This is a genomic window from Promicromonospora sukumoe 327MFSha3.1 (assembly GCF_000385135.1).
Lineage (GTDB): Bacteria > Actinomycetota > Actinomycetes > Actinomycetales > Cellulomonadaceae > Promicromonospora > Promicromonospora sukumoe_B.
In genome coordinates this window covers 25,594-39,360 of record NZ_ARQM01000016.1, presented here as the reverse complement: position 1 = coordinate 39,360, position 13,767 = coordinate 25,594, and the positions used below count along the sequence as shown (strand labels likewise).

Below are 13,767 nucleotides of genomic sequence, written 5' to 3'. Positions count from 1 at the left end.
CCTCCCACCCCGCCGTCGTCAGGCGGACGGCTGGTACTCGAACCTCTCCACGGTCACGACGCTGTCCGACGGCGCGCCGTTGCTGGTCGCGACCAGGCCCAGCCACACACCCAGGAACCCCCCGGCCGACACGCTGTCGAGGGTGCGCCCGTCGGCGGTCGCGACCGGCGTCGGCGCCTCGTCCCCGACCCCCGCGAGCAGCAGGTAGTCCTGCCCGCGCGCCCGCACTGCCAGGGTGACCGGGTCGTCGCCATCCGGCAGGTGCCGTTCCCCGAGCACGGTGGCCACGCCCGCCCGACGGTGCACCGCGACCACGCGGCGGCCGGTGGCGTCAGCCCCACCCGCCACCACCAGCAGCACGTGGTCCTTCTCGGACTGCCGCACCGCGAGCCCCGCCTGCTCGCCGGGCCCCGCCGGGTCGAACCGCAGCGTGGTCCGCACCGTGACGTCCTGGTGCTGCTGGCGTACACCGAGGAACGCGGGCGTCGCCGCGTCCGTGAGGTTCTCGGGACGCACGCGCAGCAGCCAGCCGCTGCCGTGCGGCTCGGCGAAGCCGGCGGGCCCGCGCAGGCCGGTCCACCGCAGGTCATCGGGCAGCACCAGCCCCGCGGGGGGCCACGCCGCAGCCTCGCCCGGGTCCTGAGCCTCGACATCCGTCCGGGCGGTGTCCGGCACCTCCACCACCATGGGCACCCTGCCCTGGCCGGGCGCGAAGACCGGCCACCCGTCCTCCCACGTCACCGGCACCAGGAACGTCTCCCTGCCGAGGTTGTAGTGGTAGCCACCGTACGGGCGCATGGCGAGCAGCACGGCCCACCAGGATCCGTCGGGTGCCTCAACCAGGTCGGCATGCCCCACACCGACGACGTCCACGTCCCGCCCGAGGTGCCGGTGGGTCAGCACGGGGTTGGCCCTGTTGCCGACGTACGGGCCGGTCACCGAGTCCGACCGGGCCACGGAGATCGCGTGGTGGAACTCGGTGCCGCCCTCCGCGGCGAGCAGGTAGTACGTCCCGTCCACCCGGTAGAGGTGCGGCCCCTCGGCCCACACCGCGCCGAGCACGGCGCCTCGCCACAGCACGTGCTCCGGTCCGGTCAGCCGCATCGTGACCGGGTCGAGCTCACGCAGCCAGACCTCGGTCTGGTCGTGCCACTCCGGCTCGCGGGCGAGCCGGGTGCCGTGCAGCCAGACCCGGCCGTCGTCGTCGAAGAACAGGGACGGGTCGATGCCGTCCTCGCCCAACCACACCGGGTCGGACCACGGCCCCGCCGGGTCGGTCGCGGTGAGCACGAAGTTGCCGCCGCGCGAGCTGTCCTGCTGGTCCACGAGCGTGCAGACCAGCCAGAACGTCCCGTCGTGGTGCCGCAGGGTCGGCGCGTACAGCCCGCCCGACGACGCGATGCCCTGCATGTCGAGCTGCCCCGGCCGGTCCAGCGCGTGACCGATCTGCTCCCAGTGCGCCAGGTCGCGGCTGCGGAACACCGGTAGGCCGGGAAAGTACTCGAACGTCGAGGTGACGAGGTAGTACTCCGCCCCGACCCGACAGATCGTCGGGTCGGGGTAGCAGCCCGGCAGGATCGGGTTGCCGACGTACGTCACGGAGTCGCCGTGGTGTCGACCCACCGCTTGTCCGCGGTCGTGACCTCGTGCACGTCACCGGTGATGGTGACGATCCGGCGGACCGGCACTGCGCCGGCCCGCGACGTCGCGCCGACCGTGTCGTTCGGCTCGTCCAGGTCGGCGATGCCCTCGGCGACGACTCTGACAACGTTGTCAGCCGCGTGCGCGCCGACCCATACCTCGACGTCCCCCGGCTCGACGACCCGCACCATCCTGCGGTCGCTGAACGCGAACCGGGTGGTCGGCACCTCGAACGAGATGGTCGTCGACTCCCCCGGCTGCAGGTCCACCCGGTGGTAGCCGAGCAGCTGCGCGGTGGGCCGCGCCACCGAGCTCACCACGTCGTGCCCGTACAGCTGCACGACGTCGGAGCCGGCCACCTGACCCGAGTTGGTCACCACGACGACGGCGCGGAACGTGCCACCCGCCTCGACCGACCGCTCGACGTCCACGAGCTCACGCTCGAACGTCGTGTACGAGAGACCGAAGCCGAAGGACCGCACCGGCGTCGAGTCGGTCGAGGTCACCTCGGACGCCCCACCCAGGATCGGGTGCAGGTACGAGTACGGCTGTGCCCCCGCGGAGCGCGGGAGCGAGACGGGCAGGCGCCCCGACGGGTTCACCCGGCCGGAGAGCACGCCCGCGAGCGCCGAGCCGCCCTCCTCACCGGGGAAGAACGCCTGGAGGACGGCGCCCGGGGTGCGGTCGCCGTCCAGCGCCCAGTCGATCGCGTAGGGACGGCCGGTGAGCAGCACCATGACGACGGGCTTGCCGGCCGCCAGCACGGCCTCGACCAGCTCGCGCTGCACGCCGGGCAGGTCGAGCGACTCGCTGTCGTTGCCCTCGCCCACGGTGCCGCGGCCGAACAGACCGGCCTGGTCACCCACGACGACGACCGCGACGTCGGCGGCTGCTGCGGCGGCGACAGCCTCCGCGAAGCCGGAGGTGTCGTCACCCTCGACGGCGCAGCCCTGGGCGAAGGTGAGCTCCGGCGTCGGCAGCCCCGCGCGGTCGAACTCGGCCGTGAGGGCCTCCGCCACGGACGGGATCTCGAACCCGTTGGGCACGCCGGGGTGGTGCGCCAGCACGTGGTTGGCGAACGAGTAGCAGCCCATGAGGGCCTCGGGCCGGTCGGCGTTGGGGCCGATGACGGCCACGCGGGCCGGCTTGTCGTGCCACGCCCCGAGCGGCAGCACGCCGTCGTTGGACAACAGCACCACGGACTCCTCGGCCAGGCGCCGGGCCACGTCCCGGTGCGCGGGCGAGTCGACGTCCACGACGGCAGGCGCCTCGTCCTCGTACACGTCCGGGTCGAGGAGGCCGAGCTCCTCCTTCTGCGCCAGGGCGCGCAGCACGGCCCGGTCCACCACCTCGACCGGCACGTCGCCGTCCTTGACCAGCGCGGCCAGCGGTTCGAGGTACGCGTCGCCCGAGGGCAGCTCGACGTCGACGCCGGCCTGCAGGGCCGCCGCTGCGGCGGCGCCGCGGTCGGCGGCGATCGCGTGCATCACGCTGAGGAACGCGACGCCGAAGTAGTCGGCGACCACGACGCCGTCGAACCCCCACTTCTCGCGGAGGATGCCCGTGAGGTACTCGTCCGACGAGTGCATCGGCACGCCGTCGACGTCGTTGTACGACGCCATGACGGAGCGGACGTTGCCGTCGAGCACGGCCATCTCGAACGGCGGGAGGTAGACGTCGGCGATCTCGCGCGGGCCGGCGCTCACCGGGGCGTGGTTGCGCCCCGCCTTGGACCCGGAGTAGGCGACGAAGTGCTTGAGCGTGGCGTGCACGCCGGCGTCCTGCATGCCGCGCACGTACGAGGTGCCGACCGTGCCGACGAGGTACGGGTCCTCGGCGATGCACTCGTCGACACGGCCCCAGCGGGGGTCGCGGACGACGTCGAGCACCGGCGCCAGGCCCTGGTGGATGCCCAGCTCCCGCATGGACTCGCCGATGAGGCGGCCCATCTCCTCGACGAGCTCCGGGTCGAACGAGGCACCCCAGGCGAGCGGCGTCGGGAAGGTCGCCGCCTTCCAGGCCGCCAGGCCCGTGAGGCACTCCTCGTGGACGAGCGCGGGGATGCCGAGGCGCGTCTCGCGCTTGATCCGCCGCTGCTCGGCCCAGAGCCAGGCCGCACGCTCGGCCGGATCCACCGGCCGCGTGCCGTACACGCGGGTGTAGTGCCCCAGCCCGTTCCGGGTGATGTCGGGGAGCGCGGTGCTGCCCTGGCCGCCCGCCATCTCGCCCTGCATCGGGGCCACGACGTTGCCGCCCTGGTCCAGCCAGTACCCGACGAGCTGGGCCAGCTTCTCCTCGAGCGTCATCTGGGCGTGCAGCTCACGCACACGTTCCGACACCTCGGGCATCGCCCGAAGCGCCACCGGCAGCTCCGTCATGAATTTCCTTCCTCGACCTGCTTGTACGACCTGCTTGTACGACCCTGTGCGGAGATGGCGCGGCGCGACCGCGCCCGGTCAGCCCTTCACGGCTCCGGTGAGGCCGCCGACGATGCGGCGCTCGAACAACGAGAAGAAGATGAGCGCGGGGATCATCGACAGCGACGTGAAGGCCAGCACGCGCGCCGTGTCGACCGAGTACTGCGACGCGAACGCCTGGACACCCAGCGGCAGCGTGTACGACAGCTCGTCGTTCAGGATGAACAGCGGCAGCATGTACGAGTTCCACGACGCGACGAACGCCAGGATCCCGACCGTGATGACGCCGGGCAGCGACAGCGGCACGACCATCCGGAAGAAGAACCCGATGCGGCTCGCACCGTCGATCGAGGCCGCTTCCTCGATCTCCTTCGGGATGGCGCGCAGGAACGGCACCAGGATGATGATCGTGGTCGGGAGCGCGAACGCGATCTGCGGCAGCACGATGCCGCCGACGGTGTTCATGAGGCCCAGGTCGCGGATCAGGATGTACAGCGGGGTGATCGCGACCGTCATGGGAAACATGAGGCCGGCGGCGAACAGCGAGTACATGGCCCCGTTGAGCTTGAAGTCGTACCGCGCCAGCACGAAGCTCACCATGAGCCCGAGCGCCACCACGCCGACGGTGGTCAGGATGCCGGCCACCGCCGAGTTGGCGACCTGCCGCCAGAACACGTCGCTCACGAGCACGCTGACGTAGTTGTCGATCACCCACGGGCTGGGCAGGCCCGACGGGCTGTTGGTGATCTGCGCGTTGGTGCGGAACCCGCCGACGATGATGTACAGCACGGGGGCGATGCAGATGCCGACGAACAGGAAGGCGATGACGTACGTCATCGGGCTCCCCCAGGCGACCTTCGGCGCCCGGCGCAGCGTCTGCGAGGACTTCGTGGGAGCTTCGAGGAGCGTCGCCATCACTTCTTCCCTTCCGTGAGCGCGCCCTCGGTGTCCCGGCGCAGCACGTACCGCTGGTAGACCAGCGCGATGACGAGCGAGATGACGAACAGCACGACGGCGACGGCGTTGCCGTAGCCGAAGTTCCCGGCCAGGCGCCCGTTCAGGACCATGTAGGTCGCCATCGTCGACGTCCCCGCGGTCGCGGAGATGTACTGGCCCCAGATGATGTAGACGAGGTCGAACAGCTGGAGCGAGCCGATGATCGACAGGAACGCCCAGATGCGGAGCGTCGGGCCGAGCAGCGGCAGCGTGATCGTCCGCTGGATCTGCCAGTAGGACGCACCGTCGATCGAGGCCGCCTCGGACAGCTCCTCGGGGATGCTCTGCAGGCCCGCGAGGAACAGGATCACGGCGAAGCCGATGTACTTCCAGCTGATGATGATCATCAGCGACCAGAGCGCGATCTTGGGATCGGACAGCCAGTCGACGGCCAGGAAGCCGAGGCCCAGCTTCTCCAGCAGGTCGTTCACGGCACCGGCGCTCTGGAGCATCAGGCTCCAGCCGGTGCCGACGATGACCTCGGAGATCACGTAAGGCACGAAGATCAGGACACGGATGATCGAGCGCCCGCGGATCTTCTGGTTCAGCAGGAGCGCGAGCGCCACGGCGGCCGGCCCCTGCAGGATCAGGGACAGCACGACGATGTAGCCGTTGTGCAGGAGCGCCTCGTGGAAGGCGGTGTCCTGGAAGATGGTCAGGTAGTTGTCGATCCCGACGAACTCCGTCGGCGGCCCGTAGCCCTTCCACTTGAAGAACCCGTAGTACGCCGCCAGGAAGACGGGAAAGATGACGAACGCGAGGAACACGATGATGGCGGGCGCCGAGAGCACGGTGATCTCGAACGTCTTGCGCCAGTCGGTTCGCTTGCCTCGCCGCGGCCGGGGGGCCGGGGACGACGTCTGCACGCCGCCCCCGGCCTCCGTGGGACCCTCAGGCGAGGCCGTCCGGGTTGCTGAGTTCTCGCCCAGGGAGTGAGTCATCTGGCTCGTTACTCCATTGCGGCCGCGGCGTTCACGGCGTCGACGATGGTCTGCGGGGTGCCGTCGCCGGCCAGCATCTCCACGACGCCGGCGTTGAGCGCGTTGCCCACGTTCTGGCCGTAGAGGGTGTCCAGCCAGACGGACACGTACGGGGCCTCGTTGTAGGCCTCGAGGATGGACTGCAGCGCGGGCTCGGTCACGACACCCTGCGCCTCCTTGCTGGCGGGGAGCGTCACGAAGGCTTCGGCGTAGGCCTCCTGGTGCTCCTTCTGCATGAAGAAGTTCAGGAAGTCGGCACACTCCGGCGGCGCCTCGACGAAGCAGGAGTAGCCGTCGACGCCGCCCATGAACGCGGCCGGGTCGCCCTGACCGTCACCGGTGGCCGGGAACGGGAACCAGTTGAGGTCCTTCAGCGGCTTCTCGTCGGGGGTCAGACCAGCGATGACGCCCGGGTTCCAGGCGCCCATGAGCTCCATGGCGGCCTTGTGGTTCGCGATGAGACCGGCCGAGGAGCCGGCACCCTGCTGGGCCGTCGCGGTGAGGTAGCCCTTCTGGAACGGCTCGGTCTCAGCGAGGGCCTGCAGCTTCTCACCTGCGGCCAGCCAGCACGGGTCGTCGAAGCTGCGGGACGCGGCGGCCGACTCGAGGGTGTCCTGCGAGCACTCGCGCAGCGCGAAGAAGTAGTACCAGTGCGCGGCGGGCCACGCGTCCTTGCCGCCCAGGGCGATCGGGGAGATGTCGGCGCTCTTGAGGGCCGACACCGCGTCGTCGAGCTCGTCGATCGTGGTGGGCGTCTCGGTGATGCCGGCCTCGTCGAAGAGGTCCTGGCTGTAGAAGATGCCGCCGGGGAGCACCGCGGTCGGCATGCCGTAGATCTTGCCGTCCACGGTGAAGGCGTCGAAGCCGGCGCCCACGTTGGTCTTCGTGGCCTCGTCCACCGTGTCGGTGAGGTCCATGATCTGGCCGGCCTCGACGACGTCGGCGAGCTTGCCGCCGCCGCGCGCCATGAAGATGTCCGGTGCGTCGCCCGAGTTGAGGGCGGTCTGCAGCTTGCCGTCCATGTCCTCGTTCTGGATGGACTGGACGTCGATCGTCACCCCGGGGTTGGCCTCCTCGAAGGCGGCGACCGTGTCTTCCCAGTACGCCTTGCCCGGCCCGGTGGTGGAGTTGTGCCAGAAGGTCATCGAGACCTCGCCGTCCGAACCCCCCTCGCTGCCGCCGCCGGAACAAGCCGTGGCCAGCAGGGCAACGGTGGCACCCAGGGCAAGGATGCCCGTGGCCCGCGTCTTCCTCATCATTGTGGAACCCCTTGTAGTCGTCATCGACGGTCGGCAGGAGCCTGCCGGTTCGACGGACCACGGAGTCCGTCGATCAGGAGACTGGCAGTCGGGTCATGGTTTAGTCAAACGGTTTCGATATCGATTTCGAAACGGATGGGCCCGTCGCACGCACTGCGTTGCCCGGATGTACTGTCTCTTCCGTGCACAGTGGGACAGACTCACCCGGGTCCACTGCCGGACCGGGTGGCGGCACGACGGGCGGTCCGGGGTTCCCGGAACCGACCGCCGACGAGCGCGCGACCGGCCGCGCCACCATCACCGACGTCGCGCGCGTCGCCGGAGTCTCGGTCGCCACCGTGTCGAAGGTCGTCAACGGCCGGTACGGCGTGGCGGCCGCCACCGCCGAGCGGGTGCTCGCCGTCGTGGCCGACCTGGGGTACGAGTCGTCCCTGGTCGCGCGCAGCCTGCGCCGTCGGCAGACCAACGTGATCGGCGTGCTCGTGGCCGAGTTCGAGCCGTTCAGCACCGAGCTCCTCAAGGGCATCTCCGCCGCGATCGCCGGCACGGGCTACGAGCTGCTCGCCTACTGCGGCGACGCCGGCCGCTCGGACCACGTGGGCTGGGAGCGCCGCTCGCTGTCGCGCCTCGCCGGCACGTTGATCGACGGCGTGGTCATCGTGACGCCCACGCTCGCCCTCCCGCAGCAGGACGGCGTGCCCATCGTCGCGATCGACCCGCACACAGGGCCCACCGGGCCGGCCACCGTGGACTCCGACAACCTGGGCGGCGCCCGCACCGCGACCGAGCACCTCATCGGCCTGGGCCACACGCGCATCGGCTACCTGGGCGGACGCTCCGACCTGGAGTCGGCCCGCCTGCGCGAGCTCGGCTTCTTCGAGGCGATGAAGGCGGCGGGCCTGACGCCGGACCCGAGCCTGGTGCTGGAGGGCGGCTACCGCCCCGACCGCTCCGACCGGCCCACGCACGACCTGCTCGAACGCCCCGACCGGCCCACGGCCGTCTTCGCCGCGAACGACCTGTCCGCGATCCACGTCATCCAGGTGGCCCAGGAGCTGGGCCTGCGCGTGCCGGAGGACCTCTCGGTCATCGGCTTCGACGACGTCCCCGAGGCCGCCGGCTGCACTCCGCCCCTGACCACGGTGGCGCAGTCCCTGCACGAGATGGGCGCCGAGGCGCTCCGCATGGTCATCTCGATGCTGGAGTCCGGCCCGTCAGCCGGCCACCACACCCGGCTGCCCACGCGCCTGGTGCAACGTTCGAGCACGGCTCCCCCGCCCGCCTGACCCCCGATGTGTCAGACGTACAGGTCACCCGGGTGATCTGTACCTCTGACACGGTGCTCCGGTGCCCGCACGCCCGCGAAAATCTCTCGCCGCCCGACGGCGTGCGGGGCACCCTGGTCGTATGACCTCCCCGACCGGCTACGCGCCCGAGCCGACGACGTGGCGCATCCTCGACGTGGCCCCCGCACCCGCGGCTGACCACCCGGACGCCTGGGCCTTTCACGGCATCGCCGCCGTGGACCGCGCGATCGAGACGGCGAACCTCGGTTACGACGACCTCGCCCGCACCGAGCAGCAGCTCGTCAGCGGCATGCTGCACCAGGAGTACGCGGAGAAGCGCCGGTTCGTCGCGGTCCTCGACCGCGCGGACGACGCCGCGCCCACCGCCGCAGACGTCGTCGGCTTCGGGCTGCTGGCGATGAACCGCGAGCAGAACACCCACACCGCCGACCTCTACGTGGGCGTGCACCCCGACCACCGCCGGCGCGGCATCGGCAGCGCCCTCGCCGAGCAGGCGGAACGGGTGGCCGCGGACGCCGGCCGCACCACGTTCTTCGGCTGGTCGCTGTCGGCCCGCGAGGCGGCCGAGGGCGAGGAGGCACTGGTACCCGCCACCGGCGCGGGCCGCCTGCCGGCCGACGCCGCGGGGGTGCAGTTCGGGCTCGGCCGCGGGTACACGCTGGAGCAGGTGGAGCGCGTGTCGCGCCTGGACCTGCCGGTGGACCCGGAGGCGCTGGCAGCCTTCGAGGCGGAGGCGCGGGAGAAGGCCGGGGCCGACTACGTGACCCACACCTGGTCGGGCATCCCCGAGGAGTGGTACGAGGGATACGCCCGGCTCATGACGCGGATGTCGACGGACGTGCCGCAGGGCGACCTCGACTTCGGCGAGGAGACCTGGGACGCCGAGCGCGTGCGGGTCTACCTCCGGGACCGGGCCGACAGCGGCCAGCGGCTGCTGACCACCGTGGCGGTGCACGCCCCGTCGGGCGAGATCGCGGCGGGCACCTCGTTCCTGCTGCAGGACGGTCTGCCGGCGTTCGTGTTCCAGGAGGAGACCATCGCGCTCAAGGAGCACCGCGGGCACCGGCTCGGGATGCTCGTCAAGGCCGTGAACCTCCGCGAGCTCGTGACCCGGTACCCGGACACGGAGCGCGTGCACACGTTCAACGCGGAGGAGAACGCGCACATGCTGGGCATCAACGTGGCCCTGGGCTTCCGCCCCTCGGGCGCGGAGGCGGCCCTGCAGAAGCGCCTCTGACGGACCCGAACGCAGGAGTCCTGCTCAGGGAACGAGCAGCGCCGCAGGAATGGAGAAGTGTGCCGTCCCGTGGCACGTCAGGCCCAGCAGGACGTCCCGCGAGCAGTCCGTTCTCATTGGCACCGAGCAGCCGCGCGGCCGCCAGGTGTGGCCGCATCGAGTAGACCACGCCGGCCGACTACTGAGGTTCTGTTCAAGCCACGACGTTGCAACGTTTCAGACCCGTTCCCGCGGGCAGAAATTCGTGGCCTGAACAGAGCCTTTGCTACCGCGCAGGCGAGCGGCCAGCCGGCCGTTCGCGATCCTCAGCAGCTGGCGGACCCGCCTGTGCGTGATGCCCGAGCCCGGCTGGTACGGGAGGCGCTCCAGGGGCATCGCCATGGTCATGATCATGACGTCGTCGGACAGCCGGGCCGCCCGCAGCAGCGCCGTCACCGCGGGTCCGATCACCGGGTGCGCCATCGCCTCGCCCACCGAGGACTCGGGGGTGAGCGGCGCGACGAACACGTCGCCCGCCACCTCCACCTCGGCGGCGACGCGCAGGTCGCGGCTGGAGGCGCCCACCTCGATGCGGTAGGCGCCGCCCTCCACGTGCCACCGGCCGGCGCGGACGTCCCAGTACGCGAGGTCCGCCCGGTCCACGACCAGCTCGACCTCCTGTGACTCCCCCGGCTCCAGGTCGACGACGGCGAACGCCGCCAGCCCGCGCGGCGCCCGCGGGACGGCGGAGCCGGGCAGGGACACGTAGCACTGCACCACCTCGCGCCCGGCCACGCCGCCCGTGTTGGTGACGGTCACGCGCACGCCCAGCCCACCGGCCGAACCTCCCCCACCGGCCGAGACTGTCCCACGGGCCGAGCCTCCCCCGCTGGTCGAGCCTGTCGAGACCCCCAACCCCGAGTACCCGAACGTCGTGTACGACAGCCCGTGCCCGAACGGGTACTGCACGGCCAGGTCCCGCGCGTCGTACCAGCGATAACCCACGAAGATGCCCTCGCCGTAGGTCACGCGCAGCCCGGTGCCCGGAAAGCTCGTCCACGCGGGGGTGTCCTCGATGCGCAGCGGGACCGTCTCGGCCAGCCGCCCGGAGGGGTTGACCCGCCCGAAGAGGACGTCGGCGAGCGCACCGCCGCCGGCCTGGCCCAGCAGCCAGCCCTCGACGATCGCGGGCACCCGGTCGGCGAACCCGGACAGCCGCACCACCGACCCGTTGGACAGCACCACGACCACGCGGGGGTTGACCGCGAGCACCCGGTCCAGCAGGTCGAGCTGGTCCGCCGGGAGCTCGATGTGCGCGCGGTCGCGGCCCTCGGCCTCGGCCGACTGCGGCAGCCCCGCGAAGAACAGGACCACGTCCGTGTCCCGGGCCGCGGCGACGGCCTCGTCCGCCAGCGCGGCGGCGGCACGCGCGCGGCGGCGGGCGGTCGGGCCCGGCAAGCCCCTTGCCCGGCGGCCCGTCGGCGTGGGCACGTCCCCCGGCCCCAGCTCGTAGCCCGGCGCGAACACGATGTCGGCCGCGGAGTCGCGGATCGCCGAGAGGGCGTCGTCGACCCGCGTGGGCACGATCTGGGACGAGCCCGCGCCCTGGTAGCGCGGCGTCCGGGCGAGCTCGCCGACCACGGCCAGCCGGGTGGGCGCGGCCAGGGGCAGCAGGCCGTCGTCGTTCTTGAGCAGCACGACCGCGCGGCCCGCCGCCTCCCGGGCGAGCGCGTGGTGCGCGGCGTCGTGCCAGGCCTCGGGGTCGTCGCCCCGGTCCGCGAGGTCCGCCGGCGACGCGGCCGCACCGTCGTCCGCCCCGGGTGCCGCACCCCGCGCCGCGTGCGCCGCGAGCGCCAGCGCGACCACCCGTGCGGCCGAGCGGTCGACGTCGGCCACGTCGAGGCTGCCGGTCCGGACGGCCGCGACGATCTCCTTGACCCGGGCCTCGCCCGCGCCGGGCATCTCCAGGTCCAGTCCCGCGCGGATGCCGGCGAGGCGGTCGTGGACGGCGCCCCAGTCGGACATGACCAGGCCCTCGAAGCCCCACTCGCCGCGCAGCACGTCGGTGGTCAGGCGGCGGTCCTCGCCGGTGTGGGTGCCGTTGACCCGGTTGTAGGACGACATGAGCGTGGCGGGCCGCGCCCTGGTCACCACCCGCTGGAACGCGCGCAGGTAGATCTCGCGCAGGGTGCGCTCGTCGACGTCGGCGGAGACGCGCATGCGCTCGGTCTCCTGGTTGTTCGCGGCGTAGTGCTTGACGCAGGCGGCCACACCCTGGCCCTGGATGCCGGTGACCAGGGCGGCGCCGATCTCGCCGGCGAGCAGCGGGTCCTCCGCGACGTACTCGAAGTTGCGCCCGCACAGCGGGCTGCGCTTGATGTTCACGCCGGGGCCGAGCACGACGTCGACGGCGCGCGCCCGGGCCTCCGCGCCGACGGCCGCGCCGACGCGGCGCACGAGGTCGACGTCGAACGTGCTGCCCAGGGCCACGGCGGGCGGGAAGCAGGTGGCGGGGAGCGCACCATCGATGTCGCCGACGTCGGCCGCGAGCCGCCGCACGCCGTGCGGTCCGTCGGCGAGGTAGACGGGCGGGACGCCGGGCGCCTCGGCGGTGGTCCAGAACGAGGCCCCGGACAGCAGCCGGGCCTTCTGCCGCAGGGTGAGCCGCCGGACGACGTCGGCGGGATCCGCCGGCGCGGCGGCCGTACGGGCCGAGCCGGCCCGGGCACGCGACCTCTTCGTCATGCGGTCACGCTATCGGGCCGGCAATAAAGCCGTGCGCCCCCGCACCGCCCGGAGCACCCTGGGTCCATGACCACTTCCTCGGCAGTACCCGCCCCGGCGACGTCGGCGTGGCGGCTCCTGACCCCGCCCCATCCGGCGTCGCTCGACGACGCCGACGCGTGGGCGTACCGCGGCATCGCGGAGCTGCACGTCACGGCGAACAAGGCCGACCTGGGAAACGCTGACGGCAGCCCGACCCCGATCGGGATCCTGGTCGGGATGAACAACCAGGACTACATGCGCAAGCTGCGGCAGATCGCCGTGGTGGACACGCCCGCCGGGCCGCAGGTCGTGGGCACCGCCCTCGTGTTCCTCCACGTGCACTCGAACCCCGAGCTCGCGATCAGCTTCGTCGTGGTCCACCCGGAGCACCGGCGCCAGGGCATCGGCGCCGCGCTGGCGCGGTGGGTGCAGGGCTCCGCCCGGGCGGAGGGCCGGACCACGCTCCTGGCATCCATCGACTTCGGTCCGGACCGGCCGGCGGGCGAGACGCTGACCCCGGCGTCGGGCAGCGGCGAGATCGCGGCGGACCTGCCGGGAGTCCTGCTCGCGCAGAAGCTGGGCCTGACGCTCCAGCTCGTGGAGCGCCGGTCCCGGGTGGACCTGCCCGTCCTGCCGGAGGCGGTGTCGCGGTTCGAGGCCGAGGCGCGCGCCGTCGCGGGCGACGCGTACCGCGTGCACACCTGGACGGCGCCGATGCCGGAGGAGTGGATCGAGCAGTACGCGGCCCTGGAGCAGGCGCTGTCGGACGACGAGCCGCGGGGCGGCCTGGAGGTCGAGTCGGACGTCTGGGACGCGGACCGGATCCGCACCGAGGACGCGACGATCGCCGCGAAGGGCGACCAGTACGTGGTGACGGCGGCCGAGCACGTGGCCACGGGCAAGCTGGTCGCGATGACCATGCTGCAGTGGAACGACCTCCAGCCCGAGCACACCAACCAGCAGTCGACGGTGGTGCTCAAGGCGCACCGCGGGCACCGGCTCGGGATGCTCGTCAAGGCCGTCAACCTGCGCGAGCACGCGCGGCTGCGCCCGGGGGCGCAGCGCATCTACACCTGGAACAACGAGGAGAACCCGCACATGCTCGCGATCAACATCGCGCTCGGGTTCGTCCCCGCGGGCGGCAGCGCGGACTTCCAGGGCCCGCTGTAACCCGCACGGCGCTCG

General features: G+C 72.1%; 9 protein-coding genes. 3 read left to right on the top strand and 6 right to left on the bottom strand.

Translation table 11 applies throughout. From position 1 onward, the window contains the following. Positions 1-18: 18 nt before the first annotated feature. The 5 genes from H291_RS0125065 to H291_RS0125045 all read right to left on the bottom strand — a co-directional run bounded on the left by H291_RS0125065 (position 19) and on the right by H291_RS0125045 (position 7,293). Positions 19-1,623, bottom strand: a complete 1,605-nt coding sequence (locus H291_RS0125065; RefSeq protein ID WP_020017783.1) for a glycoside hydrolase family 43 protein — start codon at positions 1,621-1,623, stop codon at positions 19-21. Beyond that, positions 1,596-4,019 carry a beta-glucosidase family protein gene (locus H291_RS0125060; protein WP_020017782.1) on the bottom strand — a complete coding sequence of 808 codons (2,424 nt, stop codon included), beginning with the start codon at positions 4,017-4,019 and terminating at the stop codon, positions 1,596-1,598. Before H291_RS0125060 ends, H291_RS0125065 begins: the two co-directional genes overlap by 28 nt. Before the next feature lie 78 nt (positions 4,020-4,097). Next, complete coding sequence (locus tag H291_RS0125055; protein WP_020017781.1) at positions 4,098-4,973, bottom strand: carbohydrate ABC transporter permease; 876 nt, start codon at positions 4,971-4,973, stop codon at positions 4,098-4,100. Continuing rightward, positions 4,973-5,995, bottom strand: a complete 1,023-nt coding sequence (locus H291_RS0125050) for a carbohydrate ABC transporter permease (protein WP_026366114.1) — start codon at positions 5,993-5,995, stop codon at positions 4,973-4,975. The genes H291_RS0125055 and H291_RS0125050 overlap by 1 nt, the downstream gene beginning before the upstream one ends. A gap of 8 nt (positions 5,996-6,003) precedes the next feature. Next, positions 6,004-7,293, bottom strand: coding sequence for an extracellular solute-binding protein (locus H291_RS0125045; protein ID WP_020017779.1), 1,290 nt, complete (start codon positions 7,291-7,293; stop codon positions 6,004-6,006). 182 nt (positions 7,294-7,475) lie between these two features. On the opposite strand from H291_RS0125045, the gene H291_RS0125040 reads away from it, so the two are divergent. Beyond that, positions 7,476-8,579 carry a LacI family DNA-binding transcriptional regulator gene (locus H291_RS0125040; protein WP_020017778.1) on the top strand — a complete coding sequence of 368 codons (1,104 nt, stop codon included), beginning with the start codon at positions 7,476-7,478 and terminating at the stop codon, positions 8,577-8,579. A 121-nt stretch (positions 8,580-8,700) separates the two neighbouring features. Further along, positions 8,701-9,837 carry a GNAT family N-acetyltransferase gene (locus H291_RS0125035; RefSeq protein WP_020017777.1) on the top strand — a complete coding sequence of 379 codons (1,137 nt, stop codon included), beginning with the start codon at positions 8,701-8,703 and terminating at the stop codon, positions 9,835-9,837. 216 nt (positions 9,838-10,053) lie between these two features. Here the strand turns inward: H291_RS0125035 and H291_RS0125030 are convergent, their stop codons facing one another. Next, on the bottom strand, positions 10,054-12,561 hold the full coding sequence (locus tag H291_RS0125030; RefSeq protein WP_020017776.1) for a glycoside hydrolase family 3 C-terminal domain-containing protein: 2,508 nt from the start codon (positions 12,559-12,561) through the stop codon (positions 10,054-10,056). Between the two features lie 66 nt (positions 12,562-12,627). Here H291_RS0125030 and H291_RS0125025 point away from each other — a divergent pair, with 66 nt between their 5' ends. Then, positions 12,628-13,752, top strand: coding sequence for a GNAT family N-acetyltransferase (locus tag H291_RS0125025; RefSeq protein ID WP_020017775.1), 1,125 nt, complete (start codon positions 12,628-12,630; stop codon positions 13,750-13,752). Positions 13,753-13,767: the final 15 nt, after the last annotated feature.

What these genes read in the sequence shown, in the direction of transcription:
- H291_RS0125050 (WP_026366114.1), bottom strand. Translation starts at nt 5,995, where the DNA reads ATGACTCACTCCCTGGGCGAGAACTCAGCAACCCGGACGGCCTCGCCT.
- H291_RS0125025 (WP_020017775.1), top strand. Translation starts at nt 12,628, where the DNA reads ATGACCACTTCCTCGGCAGTACCCGCCCCGGCGACGTCGGCGTGGCGG.
- H291_RS0125030 (WP_020017776.1), bottom strand. Translation starts at nt 12,561, where the DNA reads ATGACGAAGAGGTCGCGTGCCCGGGCCGGCTCGGCCCGTACGGCCGCC.
- H291_RS0125060 (WP_020017782.1), bottom strand. Translation starts at nt 4,019, where the DNA reads ATGACGGAGCTGCCGGTGGCGCTTCGGGCGATGCCCGAGGTGTCGGAA.
- H291_RS0125045 (WP_020017779.1), bottom strand. Translation starts at nt 7,293, where the DNA reads ATGATGAGGAAGACGCGGGCCACGGGCATCCTTGCCCTGGGTGCCACC.
- H291_RS0125035 (WP_020017777.1), top strand. Translation starts at nt 8,701, where the DNA reads ATGACCTCCCCGACCGGCTACGCGCCCGAGCCGACGACGTGGCGCATC.
- H291_RS0125055 (WP_020017781.1), bottom strand. Translation starts at nt 4,973, where the DNA reads ATGGCGACGCTCCTCGAAGCTCCCACGAAGTCCTCGCAGACGCTGCGC.